General features: G+C 72.8%; 17 protein-coding genes and 1 pseudogene. 12 read left to right on the top strand and 6 right to left on the bottom strand.

Going from position 1 to position 17199, the window contains the following annotated elements; genetic code table 11:
- The 3 genes from ACZ3IJ_RS25910 to ACZ3IJ_RS25900 form a co-directional block, all read right to left on the bottom strand.
- A partial coding sequence (locus ACZ3IJ_RS25910; protein WP_467471894.1) for an ABC transporter substrate-binding protein occupies positions 1-434 on the bottom strand: 434 nt, incomplete at its 3' end.
- 108 nt (positions 435-542) lie between these two features.
- The gene (locus tag ACZ3IJ_RS25905) at positions 543-653 is read right to left on the bottom strand and encodes a putative leader peptide (RefSeq protein WP_467471893.1); all 111 of its coding nucleotides are present in this window, start codon (positions 651-653) and stop codon (positions 543-545) included.
- A 140-nt stretch (positions 654-793) separates the two neighbouring features.
- On the bottom strand, positions 794-1252 hold the full coding sequence (locus ACZ3IJ_RS25900) for an RrF2 family transcriptional regulator (RefSeq protein ID WP_467471891.1): 459 nt from the start codon (positions 1250-1252) through the stop codon (positions 794-796).
- 588 nt (positions 1253-1840) lie between these two features.
- Between ACZ3IJ_RS25900 and ACZ3IJ_RS25895 the strand changes: the two genes are divergently transcribed.
- From ACZ3IJ_RS25895 to ACZ3IJ_RS25840, 12 genes and pseudogenes are all read left to right on the top strand, one after another.
- Positions 1841-2971, top strand: a complete 1131-nt coding sequence (locus ACZ3IJ_RS25895; protein ID WP_467471890.1) for an LLM class flavin-dependent oxidoreductase — start codon at positions 1841-1843, stop codon at positions 2969-2971.
- Positions 2968-3396: pseudogene (locus ACZ3IJ_RS25890) on the top strand (GNAT family N-acetyltransferase); the annotation flags it as partial. The gene ACZ3IJ_RS25895 and the pseudogene ACZ3IJ_RS25890, both read left to right, overlap by 4 nt.
- Positions 3397-3462: 66 nt before the next feature.
- Positions 3463-4452 (top strand): amino acid ABC transporter permease, encoded by a 990-nt coding sequence (locus ACZ3IJ_RS25885; protein WP_467471924.1) that lies wholly within the window; start codon positions 3463-3465, stop codon positions 4450-4452.
- Positions 4453-4496: 44 nt separating this feature from the next.
- The gene (locus ACZ3IJ_RS25880; protein ID WP_467471922.1) at positions 4497-5249 is read left to right on the top strand and encodes an amino acid ABC transporter ATP-binding protein; all 753 of its coding nucleotides are present in this window, start codon (positions 4497-4499) and stop codon (positions 5247-5249) included.
- Between the two features lie 87 nt (positions 5250-5336).
- Complete coding sequence (locus tag ACZ3IJ_RS25875) at positions 5337-6329, top strand: ABC transporter substrate-binding protein (protein WP_467471889.1); 993 nt, start codon at positions 5337-5339, stop codon at positions 6327-6329.
- A 73-nt stretch (positions 6330-6402) separates the two neighbouring features.
- On the top strand, positions 6403-6963 hold the full coding sequence (ssuE, locus tag ACZ3IJ_RS25870) for an NADPH-dependent FMN reductase (RefSeq protein WP_391796989.1): 561 nt from the start codon (positions 6403-6405) through the stop codon (positions 6961-6963).
- Positions 6964-7056: 93 nt separating this feature from the next.
- The gene (locus ACZ3IJ_RS25865; protein WP_467471887.1) at positions 7057-8229 is read left to right on the top strand and encodes an LLM class flavin-dependent oxidoreductase; all 1173 of its coding nucleotides are present in this window, start codon (positions 7057-7059) and stop codon (positions 8227-8229) included.
- 409 nt (positions 8230-8638) lie between these two features.
- Entirely contained in the window at positions 8639-9766 is a 1128-nt protein-coding gene (locus ACZ3IJ_RS25860; RefSeq protein WP_467471885.1) for an LLM class flavin-dependent oxidoreductase, read from the top strand.
- Entirely contained in the window at positions 9751-9951 is a 201-nt protein-coding gene (locus ACZ3IJ_RS25855; protein WP_467471884.1) for a hypothetical protein, read from the top strand. Before ACZ3IJ_RS25860 ends, ACZ3IJ_RS25855 begins: the two co-directional genes overlap by 16 nt.
- A 303-nt stretch (positions 9952-10254) precedes the next feature.
- Complete coding sequence (locus ACZ3IJ_RS25850; protein WP_467471920.1) at positions 10255-11607, top strand: uracil-xanthine permease family protein; 1353 nt, start codon at positions 10255-10257, stop codon at positions 11605-11607.
- Positions 11604-12992 carry an amidohydrolase family protein gene (locus ACZ3IJ_RS25845; protein ID WP_467471882.1) on the top strand — a complete coding sequence of 463 codons (1389 nt, stop codon included), beginning with the start codon at positions 11604-11606 and terminating at the stop codon, positions 12990-12992. Before ACZ3IJ_RS25850 ends, ACZ3IJ_RS25845 begins: the two co-directional genes overlap by 4 nt.
- Positions 12989-13699 carry a sulfite exporter TauE/SafE family protein gene (locus tag ACZ3IJ_RS25840; protein ID WP_467471880.1) on the top strand — a complete coding sequence of 237 codons (711 nt, stop codon included), beginning with the start codon at positions 12989-12991 and terminating at the stop codon, positions 13697-13699. The genes ACZ3IJ_RS25845 and ACZ3IJ_RS25840 overlap by 4 nt, the downstream gene beginning before the upstream one ends.
- Before the next feature lie 58 nt (positions 13700-13757).
- On the opposite strand, the gene ACZ3IJ_RS25835 is transcribed toward ACZ3IJ_RS25840, so the two are convergent.
- The 3 genes from ACZ3IJ_RS25835 to ACZ3IJ_RS25825 all read right to left on the bottom strand — a co-directional run bounded on the left by ACZ3IJ_RS25835 (position 13758) and on the right by ACZ3IJ_RS25825 (position 17194).
- Positions 13758-14822 carry a LacI family DNA-binding transcriptional regulator gene (locus ACZ3IJ_RS25835; RefSeq protein WP_467471879.1) on the bottom strand — a complete coding sequence of 355 codons (1065 nt, stop codon included), beginning with the start codon at positions 14820-14822 and terminating at the stop codon, positions 13758-13760.
- 82 nt (positions 14823-14904) lie between these two features.
- The gene (locus ACZ3IJ_RS25830; protein WP_467471877.1) at positions 14905-15912 is read right to left on the bottom strand and encodes an alpha/beta hydrolase; all 1008 of its coding nucleotides are present in this window, start codon (positions 15910-15912) and stop codon (positions 14905-14907) included.
- 13 nt (positions 15913-15925) lie between these two features.
- Positions 15926-17194: a cation:proton antiporter gene (locus tag ACZ3IJ_RS25825; protein ID WP_467471875.1), complete on the bottom strand. Its 1269-nt coding sequence runs from the start codon at positions 17192-17194 to the stop codon at positions 15926-15928.
- Between the last annotated feature and the right edge of the window lie 5 nt (positions 17195-17199).

Genomic DNA, 17199 nt, shown 5'->3' with positions numbered 1-17199 from the left:
ATCTTCTCCGGGTTCACGACGAGCTTCACGCCGCCGGAGGCGGATCCGGAGATGATGCGGAGGTTCTTCCCCTTCGACTTGGTGTAGCCGTTGATGGAGGGGGAGGGGCCGATGAAGCCGATGTCGATGGAGCCGGCGTTGAGGGCCTCGATCTCGGAGGGGCCGGCGTTGAAGGTGGCGACCTTCAGCTGGGTTCCGCCCAGCTCCTTCTGGATGATGCCTTCCTCGTCGCCCACCAGGGCGGTGGCGTGGGTCAGGTTCGGGAAGTAGCCGAGCCGGACCGTGTCGGCCGAGAGCTTCGCGCCCTCGGCGGCCACCTTCTTCTCGTCGCTCTTGGCGTCGGAGCCGTAGCCGCACGAGGCGATCAGCAGGGGGAGCGCGGTGATGGCGGCGACGTTGCGCAGGGTGGTGGTGAGCGGTCTGGCGGCAGACACGGAGGTGTCCTCTCAGGGGCTGGGTGATCAGGAAGGTGCGGACGGACGGCCTGAGACGGATGGTTCACGCCTCGGGCGGGCGGCGGCCTGAGGCGGGCGGTTCACGCCTCAGGCGGGCCGACAGAGAGCGCTGGACGTACGGCCGAGATCGATGTGGCGACGGGAGGTCAGCAGGGGCGAGCGGCGGTCGTCGCGATCGAACGTGTGCAGGGCCGTCATGTGCCACCCTCCTGATCCCTAGTTCTCCTACCTGGTTGATAGGGATCGTGGCAGAAGGTCGCCGGTACCCCAAGAGGGATTTCATATTCCGGACGGGGATGTCTCGGAATGTGGAACTGGGTGGCGGGTGACCGGCTTGGTCAGGGGTTGACCCAGGCGTCCGGTGCCGTGGCCAACGCCGAGATCTCCGCAGGCAGTTCGGCTGACGCGACGTCGGCGAGCGACACCCCTTCGAGGATCTCGCGCACATTGGAGCGCAGTGCCACCCAGAGCGGGAGCAGCGACTCGGCGGAGCCCGTGTAGGACAGATCCGGTGGCCGGACCCCGCGTACCGAGACGAGCGGGCCGTCCACGACCCGTATGACGTCCGCGATGCTGATGGACTCGGCGGGCTTGGCGAGCCGGTAGCCGCCGTTGCCGCCCCGCCGGCTGAGGACGAGACCGCCCCGGCGCATGTCGTTCAGGATGCCTTCGAGAAACTTGTGCGGGATGTCCTGCGCCTCGGCGATCGCCTCCGTCTTCAGAGGCTCGTCCGACCGCGACACGGCGAGTTGCAGTGCGGCGCGTACCGCGTAGTCCGCCCTGGCTGAGATCCGCATGGGGGCAGTATCCCGCACCGTCCCGCGGACGCGGGTGGGGCGGGTGGCCCGGACCGCCGTCCGCCGGCGCCCGTTTGTGTCGGCCACGCTAACGATCCGACCAACTCGGCCCCGTAGGCCGGGCGATGGTTGACGGGCGGCGCGATGTACTGCTCAATGGGTCGCATGGATGCCGATCAGCGCCTGTCCACCCGCCACCACATCGACTTCTGTCGTGTGTGGTCCGCGGCGTGTCGCGGCTGACGCGGCAGCGGGCCGCCCGAACGGCCCCTCCCTCCACCGGTGCCCCCGTCGCGGGCCGTTCCCTCTCCTCGTAGCACCGTCGCACAGGCGCGCCGTGCCGACCGTCGCGCGTTCGTGTACGGAGAGTCCCGCATGACGTGACGCGCCGTCGCCGCACCATCCGGGCCGGGGCCCGCACCCCACCGCCCTCACCGCTGCTCACCCTCCGCACACCCTGAAGCGCCGGCGCGGCCGGCCGCGCCCCGGGCCGCTCCGGCGCGCCCGCACGCCGCCCCGCGCCCGCCCACGAGGCCCTGACGTCCCAGGGCCCCCGGACCCCCAGGACCTGAGGAAAGGCCAACTCCCATGCCAGTGGAATTCCTTGGCATCGCCGCCACCCACGACGGCTCCGAGACCACCGCGCGCTCCGGTGCCGCCTTCGACAAGGAGTACACGCTCCGGCTCGCCCGGGCACACGAGGAGCACGGCTGGGACCGGGTGCTGTTCGCCTACGGTTCCGGATCACCGGACCCCGCGCCGGCCGCCGCGTACATCGCGAGCCGCCTGGACCGGCTCCAGATCCTGCTGGCCCACCGCCCCAACGTCTCGTACCCGACCTTCGCCGCGAAGACCTTCGCCACCCTCGACCAGATCAGCGGGGGCCGGCTGACCGTCCACTTCATCACCGGCGGCAGCGACCACGAGCAGGGCCGCGAGGGAGACACCCTCACCAAGGACGAGCGCTACGCCCGCACCCGTGAGTACATCGGGATCGTCAAGAGGATCTGGACCACCCACGAGCCCTTCGACCACGAGGGCGAGCACTACCGCTTCCACGACTTCGTCAGCGACGTCTTCCCGTTCCGGCAGCCGCGCCCCGACGTGTCGTTCGGCGGTTCCTCGCCCGCCGCGTACGCCGCCGGCGGCGCCGAGGCGGACATCTACTGCCTCTGGGGCGAGCCCCTGGCGGAGACCGCCGCCCAGATCGAGGCGGTGAAGGCCGCCGCCAAGGCCGCCGGTCGGACCGACGTACCGCGCATCCAGGTGGCGTTCCGCCCGATCATCGCGCCGACCGAGGAACTGGCCTGGGAGAAGGCCCGGCGCACGGTCGGGGCCATCAGGGCGCGGCGCGCGGAGGGGCTCGTACGGCACCACCGCGGGGACGCCCCGCAGAACACCGGCTCGCAGCGGCTGATCGCCATCGCCGAGGCGGGCGAGCGCTACGACCGTGCCCTGTGGACCCCGACGGCCGCGGCGACCGGCGGCGCGGGCAACTCGAACGCCCTGGTCGGCACGCCGGAGACGGTCGCCCAGGCCCTGCTCGACTACTACGACCTCGGCGTCGACATCCTCTCCGCCCGCGGCTACGACCTGTTGGACGACGCGATCGACTTCGGCCGGTACGTGATCCCGATCGTGCGCGAGGAGGTCGCCAGGCGCGACGCGGAGCGCGCGCCCCGAGGTGACCGCCAGACCCTCGCGACGGTGAGCGGATGAGCTCCGTCACCCGACCACGCGCCTCCCGAGAGCCGTTGACGGTCGTCCGCGTCCCCGTGACCGACCCGCGCGTCGAGCCGCTGCTGCGGGAACTCGGCGACGAGTACGCCGCCCGCTACGGGACGGACGCCCACACCGAACTCGCCGCCTACCCGGACGAGGAGTTCACCGAGCCGTACGGCGGGACCCTGCTCCTCCTCCTGGAGGGCGGTGAGCCCGTCGCGGGCGGTGCCTTCCGCCGGTACGACCCCGACACCGCGGAGCTCAAGAGGATCTGGACGCACTCCGCCCACCGGCGGCGCGGACTGGGCCGCCGGGTGGTCGCGGAGCTGGAGCGGGAGGCGGGCGCCCGCGGATACCGGCGGATCTTCCTGACCACCGGTCCGCGCCAGCCCGAGGCCCATGGGCTCTACCTGGCCGCCGGCTACACCCCGCTCTTCGACACCGCCGCCGATCCGGCGACCCTGCGCCTGCTGCCGTTCGAGAAGCGCCTGCCGTTCGAGAAGCACCTGCCGGACGACGGCCGGGACACGGACGGCCTCCAGGTCGTCCCCGTCCGCCACTACGCCCGCTGGGCCGCGGCCGTCGCCGTCGCCGTACTGGTCGCCCAGTTCGGCCACGGCCTCGCGACCAACCCGGTCTGGGAATGGGACGTCTTCCGTGCCTACTTCCTGTCCGAGACCATCGTCCGGGCCGTGTGGGTCACCCTCCAGCTCACCGCCTATGCCACCGCCCTCGGCTTCCTCCTGGGCACCGCCCTCGCCTTCATGCGGCTCTCGCGCAGCCCGGTGCTCCGGACCGTCGCCTGGACCTACATCTGGATCTTCCGGTCCATCCCGATGATCGTCCAGCTGGTGTTCTGGTTCAATCTCAGCGCCCTCTACGAGAGGCTGGGCGTCGGGATCCCGTTCGGCCCGGTGCTCTGGTCCGTCGACAGCAACAGCCTGATCGGCACCATGGGCGCCGCGATCATCGGACTGACACTGCATCAGGCCGCTTACGCCGCCGAGATCGTGAGGGGCGGCGTCATCGCCGTCGACCACGGGCAGCTGGAGGCCGCCGCCGCGCTGGGCATCCCGCGGTCGCGGCAGATCCGGCGCATCGTGCTCCCCCAGGCCATGCGCGCCATCCTCCCCACCGCCGGCAACGAGATCATCGGCATGCTGAAGGGCACCTCGGTGGTCTACGTGATGGCGATCGGCGAGCTGTTCTACCAGGTGCAGGTGATCTACGGCCGCAACGGCCGTGTGATCCCGCTGCTGCTGGTCGCCACCGCCTGGTACGTGCTCCTCACCTCGCTGCTGTCGGTCGCCCAGTACTGGGTGGAGCGCCGCTTCGCCCGGGGGAGCGACCGCACCCCGCCGCCGACACCGTTCCAGCGCGCACGTCGACTCGTCCGCGATGTGCGCGATCTTCCCGCCCGCGCGGCCCGGCGCGACCGGGCCGTCGTCCCCCTGGAGCCTTTGCGAGGCGGCCGATGAGCGGCGTGCGCGAACGGCCTGAGGGGAACGGCGTCGGTCAGGTGATGGTGGACGTCCGCGGCGTCCACAAGAGCTTCGGTTCGCAGGAGGTGCTGCGCGGTATCGACCTGCGGGTGCGAGCCGGTGAGGTCACGGTCGTCCTCGGCCCGTCCGGCTCGGGGAAGTCCACGCTGCTGCGGACCGTCAATCAGCTGGAGAAGGCCGACCGGGGGTGGATCGCCGTCGACGGCGAGCTCATCGGCTACCGCCGCTCGGGCGGGAAGCTGTACGAGCTGAGGGAGCGGGACGTACTGAAGCAGCGCACCCACATCGGGTTCGTCTTCCAGAACTTCAACCTCTTCCCGCATCTGACCGTGCTGGGCAACCTCGTCGAGGCGCCGGTCTCCGCGCTGCGCCGGCCCCGCGAGGAGGCCGAGGAGACCGCACGGCGACTGCTCGCCCGGGTCGGTCTCGGGGACAGGGCCGACGCCTTTCCGCGGCAGCTCTCCGGCGGCCAGCAGCAGCGCGTGGCCATCGCCCGCGCGCTCGCCCTCGAACCGAAGGTGCTGCTCTTCGACGAGCCCACCTCGGCGCTCGACCCCGAGCTCGTCGGCGAAGTCCTGGACGTCATCAAGGACTTGGCCCGCTCCGGCACCACCATGATCGTCGTGACCCACGAGATCGGCTTCGCCCGCGAGGTCGCCGACACCGTGGTCTTCATGGACGACGGCGCCGTGGTGGAGCAGGGCCCGCCCGGGGCCGTACTCGACGCCCCTCGGCACGAACGCACCCGAGCCTTTCTTTCCAAGGTCCTCTGATCCGTCCTTCCCCTGCCCCGTTCTTCCCCCGCCTCTCCCTCCTCCGCCCCCTTCCTCACTCGCCTCTCCGGCACGCAAGGAGCACCCATGCCCACCCCGCTCACGCGCCGCACCACCACGACGGCCGCCGCGGCCCTCGGACTGGCCCTCACCCTCGCCCTCGCGGGCTGCGGAAACCCCACCGACGGCGGTACGACCGAGGTCGCGGCCGCGTCGGGCGCCACGACGAAGATCAACCTGAGCCCGGACCAGAACCGCGTGACCACGCCCAAGGTCGACTCGATAGCGGCGAAGGTCCCGGAGAAGATCCGCGAGAGAGGCACCCTGGAGATCGTCGACTCCTCCGGCTCCGCCGCGCCGCTGACCTTCTACGCCACCGACAACAAGACCGTCATCGGCGTCGAGACCGACCTCGCCTCTCTCGTCGCCGACGTCCTCGGCCTCGAACTCCACATCAACACCGTCTCCTGGGAGAACATCTTCGTCGGCCTCGACAGCGCCAAGTACGACGTCGGCTTCAGCAACATCACCGTCACCGAGGAGCGCAAGGAGAAGTACGACTTCGCCACCTACCGCGAGGACAACCTGGGCTTCGAGGCGAAGAAGGGCAGCGGTCTGAAGGTCGCCGGGCCCGAGGACGTGGCGGGCAGGAAGGTCGCCGTGAGCAGCGGCACCAACCAGGAGAAGCTGCTCGTGGAGTGGAGCAGGGAGAACGAGAGGGCCGGCCGGAAGCCGGTCGACATCGCGTACTACCAGAACGACAGCGACACCTATCTCGCCCTCCAGTCCGGCCGGATCGACCTCTACCTCGGGCCGAACCCCACCGCCGCCTACCACGCGGCCACCACAGGGAAGACCGAGGTCGTCGGCACCTACTCCGGGGCGGGGGCCACCCTCCAGGGCCTCATCGCCGCCACCACCAAGAAGGACAGCGGCCTCGTCGAGCCGCTCGCCGCCGCGCTCGACGAGGTCATCGAGAACGGCACGTACGCCGAGGTGCTGAAGCGCTGGGGCCTCTCCGACGAGGCCGTGCCCACCTCCGAGATCAACCCGCCCGGCCTCCCCAGGACCGCCGGCTGACGCCCGCACGACCGCCGACCGACGCCCGCACGACCGCCGACCGACGCCTGCTCACGCTCCCGAAGGATCCGACATGGCCACCGTCCTCTCCGTCTCCGGAAGTCCCTCCGCCACCTCCCGTACCGCCCGACTCCTGCGCCACCTGGACGCGCGCCTCGCCGCCCAGGGGCACGAGGTCGTCCCGCTGGACGTCCGTACCCTTCCCGCCGACGCGCTGCTCGGTGCCGACTTCGCGCACCCGGCGATCGTCGAGGCGGCCGCGCTCTTCGACCGGGCCGACGGGGTCGTCATCGGCACGCCCGTCTACAAGGCGGCCTACTCGGGGCTGCTGAAGTCCCTGCTCGACCTGCTTCCCCAGTACGCGCTCGCGGGCAAGGTCGTCCTCCCGCTGGCGACCGGCGGAACCACGGCGCACGTCCTGGCGATCGACTACGCGCTCCGCCCGGTCCTCAGCTCCATGGGCGCCGCGCACATCGTCCAGGGCTGGTTCACGCTCGACAAGGACCTCACGGTCGGCGGCGACGGCGTCCTGACCGTCGCTCCGGGCGCGGCCGAGGGCCTCGGCCAGGTCGTCGACCGCTTCTCCGACGCCCTCGCCCACCGCCGAACGGCCCTTCTGGCGGCCACCGGCTGAGCGGCCGTCGGCCCGCCTTCAGCCGTGCGGCCCGTCCGCGCCGTGCGGCCCGCACCCCCGCCTCGTACCGTCGACCAGGAAGGCACCGACTCCGTGTCCGCACCCTCCGCCCCCACACCCGCGTCCTCCCCGGCCCCGCCGCCGCACCTCCACCTCGCCGTCGCGCTCGACGGTGCGGGTCGGCACCCCGCGTGGCGCGAGCCCGGCCGCTGGGCCGACCTCGTGGCCGAGGCCGAGCGCGGCCTGCTCGACTTCGTCACGATCGACCCGCGGGGCCGCCTGGACGCGGTGCTCGTCGCCGCCCGGGTCGCCCGGCAGACCCGGCACATCGGCCTGGTGCCGACGGTGGTCGCCACCCACACCGAGGCGTTCCACGTGGCCAGGGCGATCGCCACCCTCGACCACGTGAGCGGCGGTCGCGCGGGCCTGCGCGTCCAGGTGTCGGCACGGCGGATCGAGACGGCGCAGGTCGGCCGCCGTACGTTCTCCGGGCTGCGGGCCGTGGACCGCGACACCCCGGGGGGCCGGGTGCTGACGGCCGAGCTCTTCGACGAGGCCGCCCACCACGTGGAGGTCGTACGCCGGACGTGGGACAGCGGGGCGGAGGCCGCGGACGCGCGGGACGTTCGCACCGGGAGTTCCGGAGGTCGCCCCCGACCCCACCATCTCGGCCTCGTGGGCAGGCGCTTCGGCGTGGTGGACGCGTCGGTCACGCCCCGGCCGCCGCAAGGACAGCCCGTCGTGAGCACGCCGGCCCACGGCGGTGTGGCGTACCGGCTCGTGGGCCGCGCCGCCGACATCGGGTACGTCACCCCGCGCGACACCGACCATATGCGCGGCGCTGTCGCCGGGATACGTACGGCCCAGGCGGCGGCCGGGCGCGCGGCGGAGCCGCTGCACGTCTTCGGCGACCTTGTCGTGTTCCTGGACGGCGACCCCGAGGAGGCCGAGGACCGCCGGGCCCGCCTCGAAGGCGGCGCGGGTGAGGCGTACACCGGCGACGCCACGGTCTTCACGGGCACCCCCGGCCGACTGGCGGATCTGCTCCTGGAGTGGCGCGCGGCCGGCCTGACCGGCTTCCGGCTGCGCCCCGGGGAGGTCACCCACGACCTGGAGCGGATCACCCGGGACGTGGTGCCGGAACTCCAGCGCCGCGACGCCTTCCGGCGCGCCTACGAGGCGGACACCCTGCGCGGGCTGCTCGGGCTCGGCAGCCCCGCCGGCCGCCGTGCCACCGCCCGACTCGCGGGAGCGGCACGAAGGTGAACGGCACAGCGCGGAGCCGATCGCCACCACAACGCCCTTCCGGGCAGAGCCACTTGGCCCGAGGTCCCGCGACCGCGGGCCCGCGACCACGGGGCCCACTGCCACGGGCCCGCGACCCCAGGTTCCACGACCCCAGGCCACTCGACCTCGGGTCCTACGCCCCCCAGGTCCCACGACCGCAGGCTCACGCCCCCAGGTCCCACGACCGCAGGCCCACGCCCCCGGGCCCCACGACCGCAGGCCCACGCCCCCGGGCCCCACGACCGCAGGCCCACGCCCCCGGGCCCCACGACCGCAGGCTCACGCCCCCAGGTCCCACGACCGCGGGCCCGCGCCACGCCCCGAGGTTCCACGCCTCCGAACCCTTCGACGCAGGCAACCCCGACCGACCGCTGAGGAGCACCCGACCATGTCCCGCATCCCGCTCGGGGTCCTCGACCTCGTCCCGATCTCGTCCGGCTCGACCGCGGCCGAGGCGCTCCGCAACACCGTCGACCTCGCGCGGCAGGCCGAGCGGTTCGGCTACAGCCGGTACTGGTTCGCCGAGCACCACCTCAACCCCGGTGTGGCCGGGGCCTCTCCGGCGGTCGTCCTGGCCCTGACCGCCTCCGCGACCTCCACGATCAGGATCGGATCGGGGGCCGTACAGCTCGGTCACCGCACCGCCCTGTCCACCGTCGAGGAGTTCGGGCTGATCGACGCCCTGCACCCCGGGCGCCTGGACCTGGGCCTCGGCCGCTCGGGCGGCAGGCCCCCGGGACCGGCGCAGGAGCCCCGGCCGACCACCACGCCGGTCGTCGACGGGCGGACCCCCAACGGGCTCAGGATTCCTCCGCGGTTCTCCTTCGAGAACCTGGTCGCCTCGCCGCGCCTCCTCCTCCAGCACCAGCTGCTGCACCAGCCCGGTGCCCGCCCCCAGGAGTACGGCGAGCAGGTGGAGGACATCCTCGCGCTCCTGCGCGGCGACTACCGCTCGGCGGACGGACTCGAAGCGCACGCCGTCCCCGGTGAGGGCGCCGAGGTGCAGGTGTGGATCCTCGGCAGCAGCGGCGGCCCGAGCGCCGACGTCGCGGGCCGCAACGGCCTCCGCTTCGCGACCAATTACCACGTCAGCCCGGCGACCGTACTGGAGGCCGCCGAGGGCTACCGCGCCGCGTTCCAGCCCTCCGACGACCTGGAGAAGCCGTACGTCAGCGTCTCCGCGGACGTCGTCGTCGCCGAGGACGACGAGACCGCCCGCGAGCTGGCCACCGGCTACGGCCTGTGGGTCCGCAGCATCCGAACGGGGGAGGGCGCCATCCCCTTCCCGACCCCGGACGAAGCCCTCGACCACGCCTGGACGGAGGAGGACCTGACGCTGGTCGCCGACCGTGTCGACACCCAGTTCACCGGCTCCCCGGGGCGGGTCGCCGACCAGCTCGAACAGCTTCAGGAGGCGACGGGCGCGGACGAGCTGATCATCACCACCATCACCCACTCCCATGCCGACCGGGTCCGCTCCTACCGCCTCCTCGCGGAGGAGTGGCACCGCCGCTGAACCGGGCCGGATGCTGGTGGCGGCGGCAGCCTGCCGATGGCGGGCATCCGACCGTGCTCGGCTCCGGCATCTCCACCGGCCGCATCGTCGCCGTCGCGCTGAAGCTCAACTTCAACCACCTTCGAATCAAGGCGGGTTCGGCCGTTCCGGTGGAGGCCGCACCGCCTGCGGCGCCTACGCACTGACACGGTCGCCGTACCGAGGAGCGCCGCTCGCCCGGGGTCGGGGCGGGCGGCGCTCTCTCGTCGTACCCCTTGACGCTCCTCCACAGCCCTTCGATACTGGCGGCCAAATCGATTTGGCCAAATCGATTTGGCTCTCCGTCCAGGGCCGGATCGCGGCTGAAATCCGAGCGTGCAACGACGCCCGAACGGAGCCCGAACGTGTCCAGTCCCCGCACGAACCCACCGCAACCCCAGACCCAGACGCACGACCAGTTCCAGCCCCATGCCCAGCCCCCGTCCCAGACCGAGCCCCGGCCCCATCCCGTGGACGAGTCCCGCCCCCTCGGCCGGATTCTGCTCTTCGGGATCCAGCACGTCCTCGTCATGGCAGCCACCCCCATCTCGGCGATCTTCCTGATGAGCGCGACCCTCCGCCTCGACCCCGGTCTGACCGTCAATCTGCTCTCCGCGGCCTTCGTGCTCTCCGGAGTGGGATCGCTGATCCAGTCGCTCGGCCCCTGGAAGTTCGGCCCCCGGCTGCCGTTCGTGATGCTTCCGGGCGGGGCGCCGCTCATCCTCTTCCTCGCCATCGCCGAACAGCACGGGCTGCGCACGGCCACCGGAGCCGTGATCCTCACCGCGGCCTTCTACTTCGTCGTGCTGCCGGTCTTCTCGCGGCTGCTGGCGTTCTTCCCGGCCCTCGTCATCGGCACGATGATCGTCATCGTCGGCGTCAACCTGGTGAAGGTCGGTGCGGTCCTCGTCACCGGACGACCGGGCCAGCCCGGCTTCGCCGACCCGCTCAACCTCGGCCTCGGCATGGCCACCATCGGCTTCACCGTCGCCTTCTACCTGCTCTTCAGCGGCATCCTGCGCCAACTCGCCGTCATGCTCGGACTGCTCGCCGGCACCGCTCTCGCCGCGGCTCTCGGCGCCGTCGACCTCGGCCGCGCCGCCGACGGCGGTCTGTTCACCCTGCCGCAGCTGATGCCCTTCGGCTCACCCCAGTTCAACCTGGTCGCCGCCCTGCCCCTGATGCTCTACAGCCTCGCCTCCATGGCGGAGGCGACCGGACAGACGGTGATCAACGCCGAGGCCGTCGGCAAGGAGATCGACAAGCGCACCGACGTCCCCAAGACCGTCCGCGGCGACGCGCTCACCTCGCTCTTCGGCGGCTTCTTCGGGCTCCCGCTCATGGTCACCAGCGGCGAGAACATCGGGATCGTCCGCGTCACCGGGGTCCGCAGCCGTTACGTGACCGCCGCGGCCGGCGCCGTCCTCGTCGTCATCGGCTTCCTGGCGCCCGTGACCCGTGCGATCAGTGTCATCCCGTCCGCGGTCGTCGGCGGCACCGCGATGGTCGTGTTCGCCGTGATCACCGTGCTGGGCGTCCAGATGCTCGGCCGTTCCGACCTCGACAGGCACACGAGCACCTTCGTCTGCGCCGTGGCCCTGGCGCTCGGCCTGCTGCCGATCCTCGTCCCGGGTGTGTACGGCGGCTTCCCGCCGAACGTCCGCATCCTCCTCGAAAGCGGCGTCGCCGTCGGCGCGTTCGTGGCCGCCGTCCTCAACATCCTCTTCCACCACGTCCGGCCGAGCGTCACGGCCCGCATGGCCCCCGCCACCCCGACCACCGCCCACCCGAGCGACACCTCCCGTACGGAAAGCGACCGATGAACCCGCTCACGCGCGACCTCCTCCACGGCCCCGGCCCGCTCCTCCTCGTACCGGACGCCGTCCTGCTGCCCGAAGGCCCGGCCGAGGGCCACGCGGCCGTCGTCGCCGACGGTGTCTTCCGGGCCGTGGGGCCCACGGAGGATCTGGTACGCACGCACCCGCACCTCGACCCCGTGCGCCTCTCCGGCCACGTCCTCATGCCCGGCTTCGTCGACGCCCACCACCACCTCACGCAGAGCTTCGGTTCCGCGCTCGCCTTCGGCGAACCGTCGGAGATCTTCCGCCGGGTGTGGGTACCGCTCGAAGGCTCCCTCGACGAGGAATCGGCCTACGTGGCAGCCAAGTTGGCCGCGTACGAGGCCCTCCGCGGCGGCTTCACCACCGTCGCCGACGCCGGGACCCGCGCCGACGTCGACGTCGAGGTGATCGCGTCCGCCGCCCGCGACGCCGGCATCCGCTGCGTGCTCGGGCTCGTCTGCAACGACGCCGACACCGGGAACCCGTCCGTCCTGGACGGTGCCGAGAAGCATCTCGCGCGCTACGAGGGCGATCCGCTCGTCCACCCCTCCCTCGCCGTCTCCATCCCCGAGGCCGCCACCGAGGAGACCCTCCGCGGCACGGCCCGCCTCGCCGCCGAGGCCGGGGCCGTCGTCCAGATCCACGTCAACGAGCACCTCGCAGGCGTCGAGCGCTCTCTCGTGCGACACGGACTGCGCCCCCTCGAACACCTCCACCACATCGGCGCTCTGGGACCCCAGTTGCTCGCCGCGCACGCCACCCTCCTCACCCCGCGCGAGCTCACCCTGCTCGCCGACACCGGTACGGCGGTCAGCTACAACCCCGTCGCCAGCGCCTGGAAGGGCAACGCAGTCGCTCCCGCCACCGCCATGGCCGAACGCGGGGTCCGCTTCGGACTGGGCACGGACGGCACGCGGGGCGACGGCTTCCGCCTCGCCGAGGCTGCCGAGTTCGCCCAGCGACTCGCGTACGGCCTGGTCACCGGCGACTCGTCCTGCGGCGCCGGCTGGACCTGGCTGGAGCACGCCACGCGCCGGGGCGCCGACGCCGTCGGGCTCGGCGCGCGGACCGGCGCGATCGCCGAGGGCCTCGCCGCCGACTTCCTCCTCGTCGACGTCACCAACCCCGAGCTCGCGCTCTCCTGGGACCTGCCCTGGGAGCTCGTACGACGCGGCAATCGCGACCAGATCAGCGCCGTGTTCGTCGCGGGCCGACTGCGCCTGTGGTGCGGCCGGCCCGTCGACTGGGACGGCCCCGCCCTCGTGAGCCGGGCGGTCGAACTGGCCCGCGCCGCCGTGGGAAAGGCCGCCATCACCCGCGTACACCCCACCTCCACGACGGCACGGGAACGGAGCACCGCGCGGTGAGCGCGGAGACCCTGGCGGTGCTCGCCGTCACCGTCGCCGTCGCCGCGTTCGTCCAGGGCGGCAGCGGGCTCGGCTTCGCCCTGATCGTCGCTCCGGTGGCGGGCATCCTCGACCCCGGTCTCCTCCCGGTGTTCGTCCTGGCGACGATGATCCCGCTCAACGCGTACGTCGTCTGGCGCGAACGGGCCTCGCTCGACCTGCGGGGCGCCCGCTGGATCACGGGCGCGCGGCTCGCCGCCACCCCCGGCGGACTGGCGCTGCTCTGGCTGATCCCGGACCGGAGCCTCGGCCTCTTCGTGGGCGTCGCCACCGTGCTCGCCGCCGTGGCCAGCCTGGCCGCGCCGGCGTTCACCCCCGGCAGGGCCGCCTACGTGGGCGCGGGTGCGGTGACCGGTCTGACGGAGACCGCGACGGGGGTCGGCGGTCCGCCGCTTGCGCTGGTCTACCAGCACCGGCCCCCGGCCGAGCTGCGCTCCACCGTCGCCGCGTGCTTCCTCGTGGGTGAAGTCGCCTCGCTGATCCTGCTGTTCGCGACGGGGGAGGGGGACCCCGCCGACCTCGCGCGGGCGGCGGCGCTGCTGCCCGCGATCGCGGTGGGGGCGTGGCTGAGCAAGCTGGTGCACCACCGCCTGGACGCACGGCGGATGCGACTCTTCGTGCTGGTCTTCGCCCTGGTCTCGGGGGTGGTCCTGATCCTCGGCATCTGAGCCGTCGCCCGCACCGCCCTTCGAGCCTGCGCCCGCACCGCCCTTCGAGTAGGCGCCCCTACGTGTTCCGCAGGGACGAGGCCCTGGCGATCACCCGCGGCTCAGGCACCGTCGCCGCCCCCGCCGTCCCAGCTGTCCCGGCCGTTCCCGCCGCCCCGATCGGGTCGCCGCGCAGCCGGGCGAGGAGCAGCTCGACGGCCCCCGCCGCCGCCCGGTCCAGGTGCAGATCGACGGCGGTCAGCGGCGGTTCGCAGGTGCGGGCGCGCAGACCGTCGTACCGGGTGACGACCATGACGTCGTCCGGGATGGCGCGCCCGCTGTCCCGCACGGCCCGCACCGCGCCCACCGCGAAGGCGTCCACCAGCGCGCAGACCGCGTCGATCCCGGGATGCTCGGCGAGCAGGGCCGCGCACCGGTCGTACCCGGCCTGTTCGCCGCCGGACTCGGGCGCCGTCGCCACGATCGGCGCCCAGCCCTCCTGCTCGGCGACCCGCGCGAAGGCGGCGCGGGCGTCGACCGCCGAGTGCCGCGAGCCGGCGCCGACGATCAGGGCGGGCTGCCGCGCGCCCTGATCGCGCAGATGGGCGAGGAGCAGTTCGGCGACGAGCCCGCCGCGCAGATCGACGTACGGCACGTCCTGGTCGGGGGAGACCGGCCGGCCGAGCGCCACGTACGGCAGGCCGCGCTCCTTGAGGGTCGCCACCGCCACGTCGTCCACGTCGGGCTCCACGACGATCGCCCCGTCGATGTCGACGGAGTAGAGGGCGGAACCGGACTGCACGGGGGGGACGAGCACGAGCGCGTAGTCGTGGACGAGGGCGCTCTCGGCGGCGGCCGCCGCGACCTCCATGTAGAAGCCGAGCCTGGACGGGCCTCCGGCCACCGCGAACGGCATGGACGAGGCGAGCGCGATGGCCTTGGCCTCGCCCCGCCTCAGCCTCTGCGCCCGCAGGTTCGGACGGTAACCGAGCTCCGCGGCGACCTGCTTGATGCGCTCCCGGGTCCGCGGGTCGACCTTGCCGATCCCGTTGAGGGCGTGCGAGACCGTCGTACGCGACACCCCGGCGACCCGCGCGACGTCGGCGATCGTCGGCGGCCTCGGACCGGCGCCGGAAGGGGGCATGTGCGGATGCGCTCCTCGCGTGATGAGGACGGGTGACCCCACCATCTTCGCCGAACGGCGATCATCGGGGGAGTGGCGGGGGCTACCGGCCTTCCTGCGCGAGGACGCGCCGGAGCCAGCGGAGACGGGCCTCGCCCGCGTCCCGGCTGAGCGCCGCGTCCGGCGCCCAGCTGTCGAATCCGTGGAAGGCGCCCGGCCACACGTGCAGTTCGGCCCGGCCCCCGGCGCGCCAGATCGCGTCGGCGTAGGCCACGGCCTCGTCCCTGAACGTCTCGGTCGAGCCGACGTCGATGTAGGCGGGCGGCAGCCCGGACAGATCCGTGGCGCGGGCGGGCGCCGCGTACGGCGGAACGTCGGCGGTGCCGTACAGCTCGCCGAGCAGCGCCTGCCACCCGGTGGCGTTCGAGATCCGGTCCCAGGTGTCGACGCCGGCCATCTGGCGGCTGGAGAACGTACCGCCGCGGTCGTCGAGCATCGGCGACTGCAGCAGCTGCCCGATCATCCGGGGCCCGCCCCGGTCGCGGTTGAGCAGGGCGAGCGCGGCGGCCAGCCCGGCTCCGGCGCTCCTGCCCCCGACGAGGAGACGGTCCGGATCGACGCCCAGCTCGGCCGCGTGCTCGGCAGCCCACACGAAGCCGGCGTAGCAGTCCTCCACCGGTCCGGGGTACGGCGTCCGCGGTGCCAGCCGGTACTCGACGGAGATGACGGCCAGCTCCAGCGTGACCGCCCACGAGTCCAGCACCCCGGGGAGCACGGACGGGGCGTTGCCCATGACCATTCCGCCGCCGTGCATGTAGTACAGCAGGGGCAGCGGTCGCGTGATCCCGGCGGGCCGCGCGCTCACGAGCGTGACCTCCGGTCCGCCCGGCGGCCCCGGGACGCGCAGCTCCTCCACCTCGAAGCGGCCGTCGGCCCGGAGCTCCGAGGCCGTCGGCCTGGGCCTCGTCGCGACGTCCCGTTCCTGCGCGGCGGCGAGGTCATCCGGAGTGAGAGGGGCGTACGCACCTTCCCCCAAAGCCGCCAGCACCGCACTCAGTTCGGGGTCGAACGGGGGAGCTCCCGCCTCGGGGCGCTCTGGTGTGAGGTCCATACGGCGCAGTCAATCACCTGGTGCCGTCGTCCACCGGCTCCAGCGTCTCCCGCGGCGGGGTGTCGCCGGAGTCGGCGGAGTCGGCGGAATCGACGAGGACCGGCCTCGACGCCGGACGCCCGCGGAGCCGCCCGGTGAGGTACGTGGCGACGGGCTCGGTGTAGCGGGCGGTGAGCGGACCGAGGACGACCAGGACGAGGACGTACGCGGTCGCGAGGGGGCCGAGGCCCGGCTCGATGCCCGCGGTCACCGCGAGACCGGCGATGACGATGGAGAACTCGCCGCGCGCGACCAGGGTCCCGCCGGCCCGCCAGCGGCCCTTCACCGAGATCCCGGCCCGCCGTGCGGCCCAGTAGCCGGTGGCGATCTTCGTCGCCGCCGTGACCAGGGCCAGGGCGAGCGCGGGCAGGATCACCGGCGGGATGCTCGCCGGGTCGGTGTGGAGACCGAAGAAGACGAAGAACACCGCCGCGAACAGGTCCCGCAGCGGGCTGAGCAGGTTGTGCGCGCCCTCCGCCACCTCCTCGGAGAGGGCGATGCCGACGAGGAAGGCGCCGACGGCGGCGGAGACCTGGAGCTGCTGGGCGATCCCGGCGACCAGCAGGGTCAGACCGAGGACGACGAGGAGGAGCTTCTCGGGGTCGTCGCTGGAGACGAACCGCGAGATGACCCGTCCGAAGCGGACGGCGAGGAAGAGGACCGTACCGGCGACACCGAGGGCGATGGCGAGGGTGAGGCTTCCGGCGGCGAAGCTCACCCCGGCGAGCAGGGCGGTGAGGATCGGCAGGTAGACGGCCATGGCCAGGTCCTCCAGGACCAGGATGCTCAGGACGGCCGGGGTCTCCCGGTTGCCGAGGCGGCCCAGATCGCCCATGACCTTGGCGATGACTCCGGAGGACGAGATCCAGGTGACGCCCGCGAGCACGACGGCGGCGACCGGGCCCCACCCGAGGAGGAGGGCCGTCCCCGCGCCCGGCAGGGCGTTGAGCGCGAAGTCCACCAGGCCCGCCGGGTACTGCGTCTTGAGGTTGGTGACCAGATCGCTGGCGGTGTACTCGAGTCCCAGCATCAGGAGCAGGAGGATCACACCGATCTCGGCGCCGATCGCGACGAACTCCTCGCTGGTGCCGAGCGGCAGCAGACCGCCCTCGCCGAAGGCGAGGCCGGCCAGGAGGTAGAGGGGTATCGGGGAGAACCGGAAGCGTCCGGCGAACCGGCCCAGGAGACCGAGCGCGAGAATGATCGCGCCGAACTCGATCAGGAAGACGGCGGAGGAGTGCACGGCGT

This window comes from Streptomyces sp. NPDC013317 (genome assembly GCF_055563155.1).
The sequence above is the reverse complement of the archived record's forward strand: the minus strand, read 5'-3'. Positions and strand labels throughout refer to the sequence as shown.

Bases quoted from the DNA above. Each gene is read 5' to 3' on its own strand.
- ACZ3IJ_RS25905 (WP_467471893.1), bottom strand. From the start codon at position 653: ATGACGGCCCTGCACACGTTCGATCGCGACGACCGCCGCTCGCCCCTG.
- ACZ3IJ_RS25900 (WP_467471891.1), bottom strand. From the start codon at position 1,252: ATGCGGATCTCAGCCAGGGCGGACTACGCGGTACGCGCCGCACTGCAA.
- ACZ3IJ_RS25895 (WP_467471890.1), top strand. From the start codon at position 1,841: ATGCCAGTGGAATTCCTTGGCATCGCCGCCACCCACGACGGCTCCGAG.
- ACZ3IJ_RS25880 (WP_467471922.1), top strand. From the start codon at position 4,497: ATGGTGGACGTCCGCGGCGTCCACAAGAGCTTCGGTTCGCAGGAGGTG.
- ACZ3IJ_RS25875 (WP_467471889.1), top strand. From the start codon at position 5,337: ATGCCCACCCCGCTCACGCGCCGCACCACCACGACGGCCGCCGCGGCC.
- ssuE (WP_391796989.1), top strand. From the start codon at position 6,403: ATGGCCACCGTCCTCTCCGTCTCCGGAAGTCCCTCCGCCACCTCCCGT.
- ACZ3IJ_RS25860 (WP_467471885.1), top strand. From the start codon at position 8,639: ATGTCCCGCATCCCGCTCGGGGTCCTCGACCTCGTCCCGATCTCGTCC.
- ACZ3IJ_RS25845 (WP_467471882.1), top strand. From the start codon at position 11,604: ATGAACCCGCTCACGCGCGACCTCCTCCACGGCCCCGGCCCGCTCCTC.
- ACZ3IJ_RS25835 (WP_467471879.1), bottom strand. From the start codon at position 14,822: ATGCCCCCTTCCGGCGCCGGTCCGAGGCCGCCGACGATCGCCGACGTC.
- ACZ3IJ_RS25830 (WP_467471877.1), bottom strand. From the start codon at position 15,912: ATGGACCTCACACCAGAGCGCCCCGAGGCGGGAGCTCCCCCGTTCGAC.